The sequence below is a fragment of the Pseudomonas sp. MPFS genome, assembly GCF_022537035.1.
In the GTDB taxonomy this organism is placed as follows: Bacteria; Pseudomonadota; Gammaproteobacteria; order Pseudomonadales; family Pseudomonadaceae; genus Aquipseudomonas; species Aquipseudomonas sessilinigenes.
The window spans coordinates 926,756-942,212 of record NZ_CP066123.1 but is presented as its reverse complement, the minus strand read 5'-3'; the positions used below and the strand labels follow the sequence as shown (position 1 = coordinate 942,212).

At 58.2% G+C, this 15,457-nt stretch carries 14 protein-coding genes and 2 tRNA genes; 1 reads left to right on the top strand and 15 read right to left on the bottom strand.

Annotated elements, in window-relative coordinates; genetic code table 11:
• Positions 1 to 4: 4 nt before the first annotated feature.
• The 10 genes from nusA to rlmE all read right to left on the bottom strand — a co-directional run bounded on the left by nusA (position 5) and on the right by rlmE (position 8,571).
• Complete coding sequence (gene nusA, locus I9018_RS04190) at positions 5 to 1,486, bottom strand: transcription termination factor NusA (RefSeq protein ID WP_068581166.1); 1,482 nt, start codon at positions 1,484 to 1,486, stop codon at positions 5 to 7.
• Positions 1,487 to 1,533: 47 nt separating this feature from the next.
• Positions 1,534 to 1,992: a ribosome maturation factor RimP gene (gene rimP, locus I9018_RS04185; protein WP_068581161.1), complete on the bottom strand. Its 459-nt coding sequence runs from the start codon at positions 1,990 to 1,992 to the stop codon at positions 1,534 to 1,536.
• Between the two features lie 130 nt (positions 1,993 to 2,122).
• Positions 2,123 to 2,199, bottom strand: a tRNA-Met gene (locus I9018_RS04180).
• Positions 2,200 to 2,295: 96 nt separating this feature from the next.
• A tRNA-Leu gene (locus tag I9018_RS04175) sits at positions 2,296 to 2,381 on the bottom strand.
• Between the two features lie 29 nt (positions 2,382 to 2,410).
• On the bottom strand, positions 2,411 to 2,794 hold the full coding sequence (gene secG / locus I9018_RS04170) for a preprotein translocase subunit SecG (protein ID WP_083235775.1): 384 nt from the start codon (positions 2,792 to 2,794) through the stop codon (positions 2,411 to 2,413).
• Positions 2,795 to 2,798: 4 nt separating this feature from the next.
• The gene (tpiA, locus tag I9018_RS04165; RefSeq protein WP_124345717.1) at positions 2,799 to 3,554 is read right to left on the bottom strand and encodes a triose-phosphate isomerase; all 756 of its coding nucleotides are present in this window, start codon (positions 3,552 to 3,554) and stop codon (positions 2,799 to 2,801) included.
• 66 nt (positions 3,555 to 3,620) lie between these two features.
• On the bottom strand, positions 3,621 to 4,958 hold the full coding sequence (gene glmM, locus I9018_RS04160; protein WP_241110107.1) for a phosphoglucosamine mutase: 1,338 nt from the start codon (positions 4,956 to 4,958) through the stop codon (positions 3,621 to 3,623).
• 16 nt (positions 4,959 to 4,974) lie between these two features.
• A complete protein-coding gene (folP, locus tag I9018_RS04155; RefSeq protein WP_241108797.1) occupies positions 4,975 to 5,826 on the bottom strand; it encodes a dihydropteroate synthase in 852 nt (283 codons plus the stop codon).
• Between the two features lie 8 nt (positions 5,827 to 5,834).
• Positions 5,835 to 7,739 (bottom strand): ATP-dependent zinc metalloprotease FtsH, encoded by a 1,905-nt coding sequence (ftsH, locus tag I9018_RS04150; protein ID WP_068577793.1) that lies wholly within the window; start codon positions 7,737 to 7,739, stop codon positions 5,835 to 5,837.
• 202 nt (positions 7,740 to 7,941) lie between these two features.
• On the bottom strand, positions 7,942 to 8,571 hold the full coding sequence (gene rlmE, locus I9018_RS04145) for a 23S rRNA (uridine(2552)-2'-O)-methyltransferase RlmE (RefSeq protein ID WP_241108796.1): 630 nt from the start codon (positions 8,569 to 8,571) through the stop codon (positions 7,942 to 7,944).
• A 105-nt stretch (positions 8,572 to 8,676) separates the two neighbouring features.
• On the opposite strand from rlmE, the gene I9018_RS04140 reads away from it, so the two are divergent.
• Positions 8,677 to 8,985 carry a YhbY family RNA-binding protein gene (locus tag I9018_RS04140; RefSeq protein ID WP_068577789.1) on the top strand — a complete coding sequence of 103 codons (309 nt, stop codon included), beginning with the start codon at positions 8,677 to 8,679 and terminating at the stop codon, positions 8,983 to 8,985.
• Positions 8,986 to 8,997: 12 nt separating this feature from the next.
• Here I9018_RS04140 and I9018_RS04135 read toward each other — a convergent pair whose 3' ends face one another.
• The 5 genes from I9018_RS04135 to dapB all read right to left on the bottom strand — a co-directional run bounded on the left by I9018_RS04135 (position 8,998) and on the right by dapB (position 15,454).
• Positions 8,998 to 9,402, bottom strand: coding sequence for an MFS transporter (locus I9018_RS04135; protein WP_068577787.1), 405 nt, complete (start codon positions 9,400 to 9,402; stop codon positions 8,998 to 9,000).
• A gap of 28 nt (positions 9,403 to 9,430) precedes the next feature.
• Positions 9,431 to 9,907 carry a transcription elongation factor GreA gene (greA, locus tag I9018_RS04130; protein ID WP_068577785.1) on the bottom strand — a complete coding sequence of 159 codons (477 nt, stop codon included), beginning with the start codon at positions 9,905 to 9,907 and terminating at the stop codon, positions 9,431 to 9,433.
• Positions 9,904 to 13,125, bottom strand: coding sequence for a carbamoyl-phosphate synthase large subunit (carB, locus tag I9018_RS04125; RefSeq protein ID WP_124345715.1), 3,222 nt, complete (start codon positions 13,123 to 13,125; stop codon positions 9,904 to 9,906). The genes greA and carB overlap by 4 nt, the downstream gene beginning before the upstream one ends.
• 129 nt (positions 13,126 to 13,254) lie before the next feature.
• Positions 13,255 to 14,391, bottom strand: coding sequence for a glutamine-hydrolyzing carbamoyl-phosphate synthase small subunit (gene carA, locus I9018_RS04120; protein ID WP_068577776.1), 1,137 nt, complete (start codon positions 14,389 to 14,391; stop codon positions 13,255 to 13,257).
• A gap of 256 nt (positions 14,392 to 14,647) precedes the next feature.
• Complete coding sequence (gene dapB, locus I9018_RS04115) at positions 14,648 to 15,454, bottom strand: 4-hydroxy-tetrahydrodipicolinate reductase (RefSeq protein WP_068577774.1); 807 nt, start codon at positions 15,452 to 15,454, stop codon at positions 14,648 to 14,650.
• Between the last annotated feature and the right edge of the window lie 3 nt (positions 15,455 to 15,457).

Here is a 15,457-nt window from a genome sequence, read left to right as displayed (position 1 = left end):
CCTATTACTCGAACCAATGGGCTCGGGCGGCCATGATCAACTTGCCGGCACGCTCGTCGTCGATGCCGTCGATGTCGAGCAGGTCGTCAATAGACTGCTCGGCCAGGTCTTCGCGGGTAATCACGCCGCGCACCGCCAGTTCCATCGCCAAATCCTTGTCCATACCCTCAAGCGAGAGCAGGTCTTCGGCCGGATGGGCGTCTGCCAGCTTTTCCTCAGTAGCGATGGCCTTGGTCAACAGGCGATCCTTGGCCCGAGCACGAAGCTCGTTGACGATGTCTTCGTCAAAACCATCGATGTTGAGCATTTCTTCCAACGGTACGTAGGCAATTTCTTCCAGGCTGGTAAAGCCTTCGTCAACCAGAACCTGTGCCAGCTCTTCATCGACTTCCAGCTCTTCGATGAAATTGCGCAGGATGTCGCCGGTTTCCGCTTGCTGCTTGGCCTGGATGTCCGACTCGGTCATCACGTTCAGGGTCCAGCCAGTCAGCTGGCTGGCCAGGCGTACGTTCTGACCGCCACGGCCAATGGCCTGGGCCAGGTTGTCTGCACCAACGGCGATGTCCATGGCATGGGCATCTTCGTCGACGATGATGGCCGCGACTTCAGCCGGCGACATGGCATTGATCACGAACTGCGCCGGATTCTCGTCCCACAGGACGATATCCACACGTTCGCCACCCAGCTCGCCGGACACAGCCTGGACGCGCGAACCGCGCATACCGATGCACGCGCCTTGCGGGTCGATGCGCTTGTCCTTGGAGCGGACGGCGATCTTGGCCCGCGAGCCCGGATCACGGGAGGCGGCCATGACTTCGATCAGGCCTTCGGCAATTTCCGGCACTTCGATACGGAACAGCTCGATCAGCATTTCCGGAGCGGTACGCGACAGGATCAACTGCGGGCCACGGTTCTCGGTGCGGATTTCCTTGAGCAGAGCGCGCAAACGCACACCAACGCGGAAAGTCTCACGGGAGATGATGTCTTCACGGGCCAGCAACGCTTCGGCGTTGTTACCCAGGTCGACGATCACGTTGTCACGCGTCACCTTTTTCACGGTGCCGGAAATGATCTCGCCCAGGCGCTCGCGGTAGGCATCGACCACTTGCGCGCGCTCGGCTTCGCGAACCTTCTGCACAATGACTTGCTTGGCAGTCTGGGCAGCGATACGGCCGAACTCGATGGATTCGATTTTTTCTTCGATCACATCACCGACTTTGGCATCGGGATGAGTTTCGCGGGCCTTGCTCAGCCAGGTTTCCACCGCTGGATCATCCAGATCGGCTTCATCGACTACCGTCCAGCGACGGAAAGTCTCATAGGAACCGTTGTGGCGATTGATTTCCACACGCAGGTCCACTTCGTCTTCAAAACGCTTTTTGGTAGCAGTGGCCAGGGCCAGCTCCAGCGCTTCAAAAATTACGCTTGCCGGTACACCTTTTTCATTGGATACCGACTCAACAACCAGCAGTACTTCTTTGCTCATCGTACGCCTCGCCTTTCGCAAGCCATTGGATCCGCGGGATCCGCGTCTCAGTCAAAACTGGGAATAATGTTGGCCTTGTCGATCAAATCGATCGGCAACAAGAATTCATGGTCATCCACCTGCACCACGACATCCTGTTCCTCCACCCCGCGGAGAAAGCCCTGAAAATTACGCCGACCTTCGAAGGGCGAGCGCAGCTTGATCTTCACTTGCTCACCGACATACTTGGCAAACTGTTCAAGGGTGAACAGCGGGCGTTCCATGCCAGGAGAGGAAACTTCTAGGGTGTACTCAACGGAAATTGGATCTTCAACATCCAGGACACCGCTGAGCTGACGGCTGACGATGGCGCAATCGTCCACCAGCACGCCGCCTTCCTTATCGATGTAAACGCGCAACAATGAATGGCGGCCCTGGGCCGAAAACTCGATACCCCAGCATTCATAGCCAAGGGCCACGACCACCGGGGCCAACAAGGCCTGCAACTGTTCTAGCTTGCTCGACACCTGAACCCCCTCGTGCATGCTTGTGCAAATAAAAAATGGGCGAAGCGCCCATCCCGGAAACGCCGTTGAACATCGGCGCTATAAAGTGTCCAGCTAACAAAAAGCCCCTGAAAAGGGGCTCCGCTAAAACTGGTTGCGGGGGCCGGATTTGAACCGACGACCTTCGGGTTATGAGCCCGACGAGCTACCAGACTGCTCCACCCCGCGACAAAGCTGGGGCGGAAGTATACGACTGATCCCAAATAGGGTCAATGTAACCTTCCACCTACAAGAAAGCCCGCAACAGCGGGCTCTCCTGATAATTGGTACCGAGAAGGGGACTCGAACCCCTACACCCTATGGGCACAACCACCTCAAGGTTGCGTGTCTACCAATTCCACCACCTCGGCATAGACTACGTTACTGCGTGAAACTCTTCTTACTTCTGCTCTGGAGCTGGAGGTACGTCAGTCGCACTGTTAGCCGACTTTTGCTCTTGGAGCACCGGTACATCATCAGAAGCCGGTTTTTGCTTTGGTACTTCAAGTACTGCTGGATTTGGCAAACCTACTTGAGTCAGCTGATGAGCTTTCTCTTTAGCAAAGTAACCTAACCCCAAGCTGGTTATGAAGAAACCGGCGGCAAGTATAGCAGTAAACTTACTAAGAAAGGTAGAGGAACCTTGGCTTCCGAACACAGTATTTGAAGCACCTGCACCGAAAGACGCGCCAGCTTCCGCACCTTTACCCTGCTGCAGCAAAACCAGAGCAACTACGCCCAGGGCACCCAGCAGATGAAAAACGACTACGACTGTTTCCAGCATTTTCTCAGTTTCCCGCGGCGCGACAAATCGCACCGAATTCATCTGCATTCAGGGAAGCTCCACCAATGAGCCCCCCATCGATATCCGGCATGCCGAACAATTCGACCGCATTGGCCGCCTTCACGCTGCCGCCGTATAGAAGCCGCACACCTCGTGCCACTTCAGAATTTTCTGCCGCCAGCTGCGCCCGGATGGCTGCATGCACATCCTGAGCTTGCTGCGGTGTCGCAGTCAGCCCGGTGCCAATGGCCCAGACCGGCTCGTAAGCAATAACAGCATTGGCGAAAGCACCAACACCCAACTCTTCGATGATGCTACCAAGCTGACGCCCGACAACCTCAAGAGTCTTACCGGCTTCGCGCTGCTCCAGGGTTTCCCCAACACACAGGATCGGCTTCAAACCGCAGGCCTGTGCCGCTGCGAACTTGCGATTGAGGACCACATCACGCTCACCCATCATCTGGCGGCGCTCAGAGTGCCCAACCAGCACCAGGGAACAACCTGCATCGACCAACTGACTCGGAGCGATCTCGCCCGTCAACGCACCCTGCATGGGTTCCACCGCGGAGTTCTGTGCGCCGACAAAAATCGACTTGCCTTTCAAGCCATCAATCACCTGATTGATATACAAGCAAGGCGGGAACACCGCGACGTCAACACCGCTTGGCAAGGCCAGATGACGAAGGCCGTTGATCAGCTCAGCGACGCTGGCGCGGGTACCGTGCATCTTCCAGTTACCAGCTACCATAGGGCGACGCATGCTTTACCTCGTCGGTCAAAGTGGGCGCAGATGTTACCCAACCAAAACACCACTGGCAAGCTGAAATCAGGCAGAAACTTCAGCAACCAGTTTTGCCAGTTCATCGGCATAGGCGCGGACCTGGGTTTCATCGTCACCCTCGACCATGACACGCACCAGAGGTTCTGTACCGGACTTGCGCAAGAGAACTCGCCCTCGCCCAGCCATGGCAGCAGTAACACGCTCACAAGCCTCTTTCACCACAGGGTGCTCGACCGGACTCTCACCGCCACCAAAACGCACATTGACCAGCACCTGGGGGCACTTGCGCAACCCTTGCCGGCATTGAGCCAGGCTTTCGCCACGCGCCTTGAGCGCCATCAGCACCTGCAAAGCGGCAATGATTGCATCGCCAGTGGTGGCATGACGGAAGCACACGATATGCCCCGAATTTTCTCCACCCACCAACCAGTTCCGCTCTAGCAGCTCGGCGATCACATAACGGTCACCGACATTGGCCCGAACAAAAGGAATACCCAGTTCAGCCAAGGCCAACTCCAGCCCCAGATTGCTCATGAGCGTGCCGACCACGCCACCTTGGAGCTTGCCGCGCTCATGCAGGTCTCGGGAAATGATGAACAACAGCTCATCACCATCAACAATCGCACCGGTCTGATCAACCATCAGCACCCGATCGCCATCGCCGTCAAAGGCAATACCCAGGTCGGCATGCTCAGCCAGGACCGCAGCCTGCAACTGCGCCATATGGGTAGAACCGCAGTTCTCGTTGATATTCAAGCCATTGGGTTGTGCCGACAGGACGGTAACCTGGGCCCCCAACTCACGAAATACACTTGGAGCCACTTTGTAAGTCGCACCGTGCGCGCAATCGAGAACGACCTTCAGACCTGAAAAACTGGTACTGGAGGGCACACTGCTCTTGCAGAACTCGATGTAGCGCCCCGAGGCGTCATTGATTCGCGATACCTTGCCGAGTTTGCTGGACTCCACCACGGTCATCGGAGCATCCAGTAGCTCTTCGATCATCAACTCGACTTCGTCGGGCAACTTGGTGCCCTCACCCGAAAAGAACTTGATGCCATTGTCATCATGGGGATTGTGCGAAGCACTGATAACGATACCGGCCTCGGCATGGAAGGTACGTGTCAGGTAGGCGATTGCCGGAGTCGGCATAGGCCCCAGCAACATCACATCCGCACCAGCAGCGGACAAACCGGCCTCCAGAGCCGACTCGAACATGTAGCCGGAGATACGCGTATCCTTGCCCACCAGGACGCGACAGGCACCCATGCTACGGAAAGCCATGCCCGCAGCCCAACCAAGCTTGAGCATGAAATCAGGAGTAATAGGGTATTCACCCACGCGGCCACGAATACCGTCGGTGCCAAAATATTTCTTAGTCATAAGTACTCCATCATTCTTATTCGGCCGATTCCACTGCCGCAATCATTCGCACTACATCCACGGTCTCGGCAACATCGTGCACGCGGATAATTTTTGCCCCCTTGACTACCGCCAGCGCGGCTAGCGCCAAGCTGCCGTTCAGGCGCTCAGCTACAGGGCGATTCAATGCCTGGCCAATCATGCTCTTGCGGGATACGCCAACCAGCAACGGACACCCCAGCGAGTGCAAGGCTTGCATATGCTTGAACAGGCTCAGGTTGTGCTGCAAGGTCTTGGCAAAACCAAAGCCAGGATCAAGGACGATCCGCTCGGCACCAATTCCTACCGATGCACATGCCGCCATGCGCTCAGCCAGGAAGACACCTACTTCGTGGGTAACATCCTGATAACGAGGGTCATCCTGCATGTTTCCCGGCTCACCGAGCATGTGCATAAGGCACACCGGCAGCCCCGTGGCAGCCGCCGCATCCAGGGCACCATCACGACGTAGAGACCGAACATCATTGATCAACCCTGCACCAAGGCGGGCGGTTTCACGCATGACGGCTGGCGTCGAGGTGTCAACGGAGATGATGACATCCAACTCGCGATGAATGCGCTCGACCACAGGAGCCACTCGCTCCAACTCCTCCAGAGGCGACACCACTCGCGCCCCGGGCCGGGTCGACTCGCCACCTATATCGATCAGCGTAGCCCCTGCCACAACCATGGCTTCGGCATGACGCAAGGCGACATCTAGCTGGTTGAAACGACCGCCATCGGAAAAGGAATCAGGGGTGACATTCAAGATACCCATGACATGCGCACGGGCCAAATCAAGAACCCGGTTGCCGCAAGGCAACCGGGTGGAGGAAGAAACAGAAGTCATTTAGAACCTTAGTGGTCAGCCGCAGGGCCACCAATAGGAGTTTCCGGACGTTCGTTTTGTACCACTGGAGGAGTAGTACCCGAACCGCCCTCCCAATCACGAGGCTCACGCGGGGTGCGCCCCGCCATGATGTCATCGATCTGATCGGCATCGATGGTTTCGTACTTCATCAAGGCGTCCGCCATGGCATCCAGCTTGTCGCGGTTGTCAGTCAGGATCTGCTTCGCGGTGCCATAGCACTGATCGATGATGCTACGCACTTCGGAGTCGATGAGCTTTGCGGTCTCGGCAGACAGGCTCGCATGCTGGGAACCGGCACTGCGCCCCAGGAACACCTCGCCCTCTTCTTCCGCATACATCAGCGGACCCAACTTCTCGGAAAGCCCCCACTTGGTCACCATGTTCCGGGCAATTTGACTGGCCCGCATGATGTCGTTGGATGCCCCAGTGGTCACGCCATCGAAACCCAAGGTCATCTCTTCAGCGATACGACCACCGTAGAGCGAGCAGATCTGACTGATCAGGGCACGCTTGGACAAGCTGTAGCGATCCTCTTCCGGCAAGAACATGGTGACGCCAAGGGCCCTCCCGCGAGGAATGATCGACACCTTGTAGACAGGATCATGCTCCGGCACCACTCGACCCACAATAGCGTGACCCGCCTCGTGGTAAGCCGTGTTCTGTTTTTCCTTCTCGGACATGACCATGGATTTGCGCTCTGCGCCCATCATGATCTTGTCCTTGGCCAGCTCGAATTCCTTCATCTCGACAATTCGCTTGCCACCACGAGCTGCGAACAGCGAAGCCTCGTTCACCAGGTTGGCCAGGTCGGCACCGGAGAAACCTGGCGTGCCACGCGCGATAACCGCTGGAGCGACATCGTCACCCATCGGAACTTTGCGCATATGCACCTTGAGAATCTGCTCACGACCGCGAATGTCCGGCAGGCCTACCACCACCTGGCGGTCGAAACGACCAGGGCGCAGCAACGCAGGGTCCAGCACATCAGGGCGGTTGGTAGCAGCGATCACGATGATGCCATCGTTCATTTCAAAGCCGTCCATCTCAACCAGCAACTGGTTGAGGGTCTGCTCGCGTTCATCATGACCACCGCCCATGCCGGCACCACGGTGACGACCGACGGCATCGATCTCGTCGATGAAGATGATGCAAGGAGCATGTTTCTTGGCCTGCTCGAACATATCGCGAACACGGCTGGCACCCACACCGACGAACATCTCGACGAAGTCGGAACCGGAAATGGTGAAGAACGGCACTTTCGCTTCGCCAGCGATAGCCTTGGCCAGCAGGGTCTTACCAGTACCTGGAGGGCCGACCATCAGTACGCCACGAGGAATCCGACCGCCCAGGCGCTGGAACTTGCCTGGATCACGCAGGAACTCGACCAGCTCGCCAACTTCCTCCTTGGCTTCGTCACAACCTGCGACATCAGCCAGGGTAGTTTTTACCTGATCCTCGGACAGCAGGCGCGCCTTGCTTTTGCCAAAGCTCATCGGGCCGCCCTTGCCGCCTGCGCCACCTTGCATCTGGCGCATGAAGAACATGAAGACCGCAATGATCACCAGGATCGGGAAGCTGGCCACCAGCAACTGGGTCCAGATGCTCTGCTGCTCAGGCTGCTTGCCCTCGACCACTACATGGTTATCAACCAGGTCGCCAATCAATCCGTTGTCCTGGATCGCCGGGCGGATGGTCTTGAAGCTGTCGCCGTCGTTGCGCTTGCCGGTAATCACATAACCGTCAACGGCAACGCGCTCGACCTTGCCATCCTTAACTTGTTGAATAAAGTCTGAATAGTTGAGGGTCTGCGGCTCGTTAGGGCTGGAGAAGTTGTTCATCACCGTCACCAGGACAGCCGCGATGATCAACCAAAGGATTAGATTCTTTGCCATGTCGTTCAATTAACTACCCTCTGAAGCAAGCTCCGCTACTGGCGCGCGCTTCGCATGATATTCACCGGCCTAACTTACTACATTACCTACAGCTCTGGCAGGCGCTGTCTGTAACCCTATGTGAAACCTAGACTACACAATATGCGCTTAATACCGCGGGGGCGAAATATGAAAATCCTATCACCCCGCTCAAAACTCCTACTTACTCCGCACGCCCACGAAAGCCGCGCCCTAGCAGGTACTGCTCCCGAGAACGATCACGGGAAGAGGTCGGTTTGCGCATCTGCACTTTCTCGAAGCTCTGCCGGACATTCTTGTGGAACTCATCAAAACCCTCCCCCTGGAAGATCTTGATCAGGAAATCGCCGCCTGGACGAAGCACCCGGCTCGCGAGATCCAGCGCCAGCTCGCAGAGAAACATCGCTCGAGGCATATCTACGGCTGGTAACCCACTCATATTGGGGGCCATATCGGAAATCACAAGGTCGACCTCGGAATTTCCCACCGCTTCGAGAATTCGCGCGAACACGGCATCCTCGGTGAAATCCCCCTGAATGAAGGTCACATCGGGAATGCTGTCCATCTCCAGGATATCGGAAGCGATCAAGCGCCCCTGGCCGCCAATCAGACGACTGGTCACCTGCGACCAGCCACCCGGGGCAGCTCCCAGATCGATAACGCTCATGCCCGGGCGGATGAGGCGATCTTTTTCCTGGATTTCCAGTAGCTTGTAGCTGGCACGGGAACGGTACCCATCTTTTTGCGCCATTTTGACGAATGGGTCGTTGAAATGTTCTTTTAGCCAGTTATGGCTTGTCTTGGAACGGGCCACGGGCCACCTCAAAAATAAAACGCGTCGTGATTAACTGGGCGGTCCCGGACTCGCTCGGGTAAACTGGCCGCCGCTTTTTACAAGATCAGACGCAGGGGTCAGATTATGCCGCTCACTCAAGAGCAGAAGAAACAGTACAAATCCATTGGCCACCATCTGAAACCAGTATTGACTGTGGCTGACAATGGTTTGACCGAAGGTGTACTAGCCGAACTTGAACGCGCCTTGAGCGATCACGAGCTGATCAAGATCAAGCTCAATATCCTTGAGCGCGAGTCGCGCCTGGAAGCCATCGCCGAACTGTGCAAGACCGGCAAGGCGGATCTGGTACAAGTCATCGGCAAGATGGCGTTGATCTACCGCAAGAACGCCAAGGTAAACAAGCAACTCTCGAACGTCCATCGTTTCAATTGACGTCGATCCAGGTCAAGGGTGTGCCTGGCGCACCCTTCCACCCCACCCTGGCACTGGCTGCAAGACCAGCAACAGGCCGGAGAATCCCAGGACCAAGTAGCTGAACAACTGCCAGCGCTGAGCTTCCGGCAATAACTTGTGCACAGTGAAATACATTGCACACGCATACATCGCCATCAACAGCAGTTGCCCCCGAATATCCCGCCACACGCTCTGCAACCCCTCGGACTGGATCAAGACCAGAACCTGGAGAGCGACACAAACGGCGGCGAAAGCCACCAGCAATGCACTTAGTAGCGTCGAGATCTCATCGATCAGCAACGGTGCCAGACCGATTTGCCCCAAGGCAGGCAGCAACCCGAGATGCAATAACCATAAGCCGCCGACCCACAACATCTGGGTCAGCTGCCAAAGCATGGCGCCCGCATGCAGCGGGCGCCTTCTTTCAGATGTGACGGACTTCGACAATCTCGTACTCGATAACGCCGCCTGGCGTTTTGACGACCACCACATCACCCTCTTCCTTGGCAATCAAGGCGCGGGCGATCGGAGAGGCAACGGAGATCTTGCCGAGCTTGATGTCAGCCTCGTCTTCACCAACGATCTGATAGGTCACGCTCTCGTCTGTTTCGACGTTGGCGATCTCGACCGTAGTGCCAAAGATAACCTTGCCAGTATGAGCAATGGTGGTGACATCGATAACCACCGAGTTCTGCAGGCGGCCTTCGATATCACGGATCCGAGCCTCGACCATGCCTTGCTGCTCGCGCGCGGCATGGTATTCGGCATTTTCCTTCAAGTCGCCCAGCTCTCGGGCCGTGCCGATGTCCTGGCTGAGCTTCGGACGCACGACCTTGGTCAAGTGAGCATGCTCTTCTTCCAGGGCGCGAGCGCCCTGGACGGTCATTGGGTATTTATTCATGCATTCAATCCTGCGTGTAGATCCTGCAAGCGCCGCACGGTTTTTTCAGGGCCGAACTTCAGCGCTTCACAGATAGCTTCGCCAGCAGCAATCGTAGTGGTGCAGTAGATCTTGTGCTGCAAGGCGTTACGACGAATGGAGTAGGAGTCGGCAATCGACTGGCGACCTTCAGTGGTATTGATGATCAAGGTGACTTCGTCGTTCTTGATCATATCGACCACATGCGGGCGACCTTCAGTCACCTTATTCACGCGGCGCACTTTCAGGCCAGCGGCCTCGATCACCTTGGCAGTACCCGCGGTAGCTACCACCTCGAAGCCCAAGTTGATCAGATCGCGGGCCACGCCGGCAACCAGGGGCTTGTCGTCATCACGGACACTGATGAACGCGGTACCGCCGGTCGGGAGCACTTCGCTGGCACCCATCTGGGCCTTGGCGAAGGCCTCACCGAAGCTATCACCGACGCCCATCACTTCACCCGTGGACTTCATCTCTGGGCCGAGGATCGGGTCGACACCTGGGAACTTGGCGAACGGGAAGACGGCTTCCTTGACGCTGTAGAAGTTCGGGATGATTTCCTGGGTGAAGCCCAGCTCTTTCAGGGTTTTGCCGGCCATGACGCGGGCAGCGATCATGGCCAGCGAGGTGCCGATGCACTTGGAAACGAACGGCACGGTACGCGAAGCGCGCGGGTTGACTTCGATCACGTAGATCTTGTCGCCCTGCAGGGCCAGCTGCACGTTCATCAGGCCAACCACGCCCAGTTCCAAGGCCATTTTCTTGACCTGTACGCGGACTTCATCCTGCACTTCCTTGCTCAACGAGTAAGGTGGCAGCGAGCAAGCAGAGTCACCGGAGTGAACACCAGCCTGTTCGATGTGCTGCATGATGGCACCGATGACCACGTCGGTGCCGTCGCACACCGCATCCACGTCCATCTCGATGGCGCAGTTGAGGAAGTGGTCGAGCAGTACCGGGCTGTCGTTGGACACCTGTACTGCTTCACGCAGGTAGCGCTTGAGCTCGTCCAGCTCGTAGACGATCTCCATGGCGCGGCCACCCAATACATAGGACGGGCGCACCACCAGCGGGTAGCCGATACCACCGGCGGCCTTGATGGCTTCGTCTTCGCTACGCACGGTGGCGTTTGGCGGCTGCAGCAGGTTCAGGCGCTGAACCATCTGCTGGAAGCGCTCGCGGTCTTCGGCGCGGTCGATAGCGTCAGGGCTGGTACCGATGATCGGCACGCCGGCTTCTTCCAGGGCGCGGGCCAGTTTCAACGGGGTTTGGCCGCCGTAGTGAACGATGACGCCCTTCGGCTTCTCGACTCGGCAGACTTCCAGCACGTCTTCCAGGGTCAGCGGCTCGAAGTACAGGCGGTCGGAGGTGTCGTAGTCGGTGGAGACGGTTTCCGGGTTGCAGTTGACCATGATGGTCTCGTAACCGTCTTCACGCAGGGCCAGCGCCGCGTGCACGCAGCAGTAGTCGAACTCGATGCCCTGGCCGATACGGTTAGGGCCACCGCCGAGGATCATGATCTTGTCACGGGTCGACGGATTGGCCTCGCACTCTTCCTCATAGGTCGAGTAGAGGTAGGCGGTGTCGGTGGCGAACTCGGCGGCGCAGGTGTCGACGCGCTTGTACACCGGGAACACTTCCAGCTTGTGACGGTGACGGCGCAGGTTCTTGTCGGTGATACCCAGCAGCTTGGCCAGACGCTGGTCGGAGAAGCCCTTGCGCTTGAGGCGCAGCATGTAGTCCTTGTCGATCGCCGACAGGGCCAGGGTCTTGACCTTCTCTTCTTCCTTAATCAGATCTTCCATCTGCACCAGGAACCACATGTCGATACCGGTCAGCGCGAAGATTTCTTCACAGCTCATGCCCGAACGCATGGCGTCGGCCACGTACCAGATACGCTCGGCGCCCGGCACGGTCAGCTCGCGCTTCAGGATGCCGGCAGCCTCAGGGCTGGCCAGGTCGACTTTCGGGTCGAGGCCGCAGGCGCCGACTTCCAGGCCGCGCAGGGCTTTCTGCAGGGATTCCTGGAAGGTACGGCCAATGGCCATGACTTCACCGACGGATTTCATCTGGGTGGTCAGGCGGGCGTCGGCTTTCGGGAATTTCTCGAAGGCGAAGCGTGGCAGCTTGGTGACGACGTAGTCGATCGATGGCTCGAACGACGCCGGGGTACGGCCGCCAGTGATGTCGTTCTGCAACTCGTCGAGGGTGTAACCGATGGCCAGCTTGGCGGCGATCTTGGCGATCGGGAAGCCGGTAGCTTTCGAGGCCAGGGCTGAGGAGCGCGAAACGCGAGGGTTCATCTCGATCACGACCATGCGGCCAGTGTCCGGGCAGATACCGAACTGCACGTTGGAACCACCGGTTTCCACACCGATTTCACGCAGCACCGCCAGCGAGGCGTTGCGCATGATCTGGTATTCCTTGTCGGTCAGGGTCTGCGCCGGTGCAACGGTGATGGAGTCACCGGTGTGCACGCCCATCGGGTCGAAGTTCTCGATCGAGCAGACGATGATGCAGTTGTCCTTCTTGTCGCGGACCACCTCCATCTCGTATTCCTTCCAGCCGATCAGCGATTCGTCGATCAGCAGCTCTTTGGTCGGCGACAGGTCCAGGCCGCGGGTGCAGATCTCTTCGAATTCTTCACGGTTGTAGGCGATACCACCGCCAGTGCCACCCATGGTGAAGGACGGGCGAATGATGCAAGGGAAGCCAAGCTTCTCGAGCACCGCGTTGGCCTCTTCCATGCTGTGGGCGATACCGGAGCGCGGGCACTCCAGGCCGATGTCTTTCATGGCCTTGTCAAAGCGCGAACGGTCTTCGGCCTTGTCGATGGTGTCGGCGTTGGCACCGATCATCTCCACGCCGAACTTCTCCAGAACGCCGTGGCGCTCCAGGTCCAGGGCGCAGTTCAGTGCAGTCTGGCCGCCCATGGTCGGCAGCACCGCGTCCGGGCGCTCTTTCTCGATGATCTTGGCCACCGACTGCCACTTGATTGGCTCGATGTAGGTGGCGTCGGCCATGGCCGGGTCGGTCATGATGGTGGCCGGGTTGGAGTTCACCAGGATGACGCGAAAACCTTCCTCGCGCAGGGCCTTGCAGGCCTGGGCGCCGGAGTAGTCGAATTCGCAGGCCTGGCCGATCACGATCGGGCCAGCGCCGAGAATCAGGATGCTTTTAATGTCTGTACGTTTTGGCATGGTTGTCACTCAAATCCGCAGGTCAGTCGGCAAGCCGTCTTGAACAATCTCTGAGGCGCCTAAGGGGACTCCACCGGACTCGCCGGGGCCGCCCTCAGGCGCTACTCGCTACACTTTCAAGGCGAACGCTTAGCGTCGCTTGGCCATTTCGTTGATGAAGCGGTCGAACAGCGGCGCGACATCGTTCGGGCCTGGGCTGGCCTCTGGGTGGCCCTGGAAGCTGAACGCGCTCTTGTCGGTACGTTCGATACCTTGCAAGGTGCCGTCGAACAGCGACTTGTGGATCGCCCGGACGTTACCCGGCAGGGAGGTTTCATCCACCGCAAAGCCATGGTTCTGGCTGGTGATCATGACCACACCGGTGTCCAGGTCCTGGACAGGATGGTTGGCGCCGTGGTGGCCATGGCCCATCTTCACGGTCTTGGCGCCGGAGGCCAGGGCCAGCAACTGGTGGCCCAGGCAGATACCGAACACCGGGATCTCGGTTTCCAGGACTTCCTTGATCGCCTTGATCGCGTAGTCGCAAGGCTCGGGGTCACCAGGGCCGTTGGACAGGAACACGCCATCAGGCTTGAGCGCCAGGACTTCACTCGCCGGCGTCTGGGCAGGCACCACGGTGACGCGGCAACCGCGCTCTACCAGCATGCGCAGGATGTTCAGCTTGACCCCGTAGTCATAGGCGACCACGTGGTAAGGCAATTCGGAGGCCTCGATGGTGGCGTGGCTGTCGGTCTTCAGGTCCCAGACAGTCGAGCGCCATTCGTAGCTTTGCTTGGTGCTGACGACTTTCGCCAGGTCCATGCCCTTCAGGCCAGGGAAACCGCGAGCAGCGGCGATGGCCGCCTCTTCGGAGATGTTGTCACCCGCCATGATGCAGCCGTCCTGAGCGCCTTTCTCGCGCAGGATCCGGGTCAGGCGACGGGTATCGATACCCGCGATCGCCACCACATTGTTGGCTTTCAGGTAATCGGACAGGGACAGGGTGTTACGCCAGTTGCTAGCGACCAGGGGCAGGTCGCGAATGACCAGGCCGGCCGACCAGACGCGATCGGACTCGGCATCTTCCGGCGTGGTGCCAGTGTTGCCGATGTGAGGGTAGGTCAGGGTAACGATTTGCTGGGCGTAGGAAGGATCGGTAAGGATTTCCTGATAGCCGGTCATTGCGGTGTTAAACACCACCTCACCAACGGTTTGACCGTCGGCTCCAATGGCTTCGCCGCGAAAAATGCTGCCATCAGCAAGGGCGAGTATGGCTGGCTTAGTCAAGAGACCTCCCGTATATAGAGCCTGAAGGGGCGATCGCAGGTTGCAAAAAAGCGGAATGACGTATAGACACGTCACCCCGCTTCTTCATCGAATTATCTGCGCGCTTTTAGTGGACACACTAAAGCTGTAGCTTACAGAAAAAGGCTTTTTCGGTCCACCGCTAATGAGCCTTAAAGGCAGGGGAATGCGACAGGAGATCGCTTAGCGGCCGAAGACAGGACTGAAGCACAAACCCCAGCCCCGCCCCAGAGACATCTCAACGCAGGTCCAAAACGTCCTGCATATCGTAAAGACCAGGCTCACGACCATCCAGCCACAAGGCTGCGCGAACCGCCCCCTTGGCGAAGGTCATGCGACTGGAGGCCTTGTGGGTAATCTCCAGGCGCTCGCCCTCAGTGGCGAACAACACGGTGTGATCACCCACCACATCACCACCACGGACCGTGGCAAAACCGATGGTTTCACGCTCGCGAGCCCCGGTGTGGCCTTCACGACCGTACACCGCGACCTGCTGCAGATCGCGCCCCAGGGCACTGGCGATCACTTCACCCATGCGCAGGGCAGTACCCGACGGCGCATCGATCTTGTGACGGTGATGAGCCTCGATGATCTCGATGTCCGCATCATCACCCAGCACCCGGGCCGCCATATCCAGCAGCTTCAACGACAGATTCACCCCGACACTGAAGTTGGCAGCGAAGACGATCGGAATATCCTTGCCCGCCTCCACCAGCAACTGCTTTTCCTTGACCCCCAACCCCGTAGTGCCAATCACCATGGCCTTGCCGGCCTTGCGGCAGAAAGCCAGGTTCTTGAGCATCACTTCAGGCAGGGTGAAGTCGATCAGCACGTCGAACTCATCGACCACCTTCTCCAGGCTGTCGGACATTGGCACGCCAAGGCGCCCCAAGGACGCCAGCTCACCAGCATCCGCCCCCACCAGGGAACTGCCCGGACGCACGATGGCCGCAGTCAGGCCAGAGAGCGGCGAGCGCAACTGCACAGCCTCGACCAGAGTCTTGCCCATGCGCCCAGCGGCGCCCATCACAGCTATACGTCGCATGCA

Bases quoted from the DNA above. Each gene is read 5' to 3' on its own strand.
- nusA (WP_068581166.1), bottom strand. From the start codon at position 1,486: ATGAGCAAAGAAGTACTGCTGGTTGTTGAGTCGGTATCCAATGAAAAA.
- secG (WP_083235775.1), bottom strand. From the start codon at position 2,794: ATGCTGGAAACAGTCGTAGTCGTTTTTCATCTGCTGGGTGCCCTGGGC.
- tpiA (WP_124345717.1), bottom strand. From the start codon at position 3,554: ATGCGTCGCCCTATGGTAGCTGGTAACTGGAAGATGCACGGTACCCGC.
- glmM (WP_241110107.1), bottom strand. From the start codon at position 4,958: ATGACTAAGAAATATTTTGGCACCGACGGTATTCGTGGCCGCGTGGGT.
- folP (WP_241108797.1), bottom strand. From the start codon at position 5,826: ATGACTTCTGTTTCTTCCTCCACCCGGTTGCCTTGCGGCAACCGGGTT.
- ftsH (WP_068577793.1), bottom strand. From the start codon at position 7,739: ATGGCAAAGAATCTAATCCTTTGGTTGATCATCGCGGCTGTCCTGGTG.
- I9018_RS04140 (WP_068577789.1), top strand. From the start codon at position 8,677: ATGCCGCTCACTCAAGAGCAGAAGAAACAGTACAAATCCATTGGCCAC.
- I9018_RS04135 (WP_068577787.1), bottom strand. From the start codon at position 9,402: ATGCTTTGGCAGCTGACCCAGATGTTGTGGGTCGGCGGCTTATGGTTA.
- greA (WP_068577785.1), bottom strand. From the start codon at position 9,907: ATGAATAAATACCCAATGACCGTCCAGGGCGCTCGCGCCCTGGAAGAA.
- carB (WP_124345715.1), bottom strand. From the start codon at position 13,125: ATGCCAAAACGTACAGACATTAAAAGCATCCTGATTCTCGGCGCTGGC.
- dapB (WP_068577774.1), bottom strand. From the start codon at position 15,454: ATGCGACGTATAGCTGTGATGGGCGCCGCTGGGCGCATGGGCAAGACT.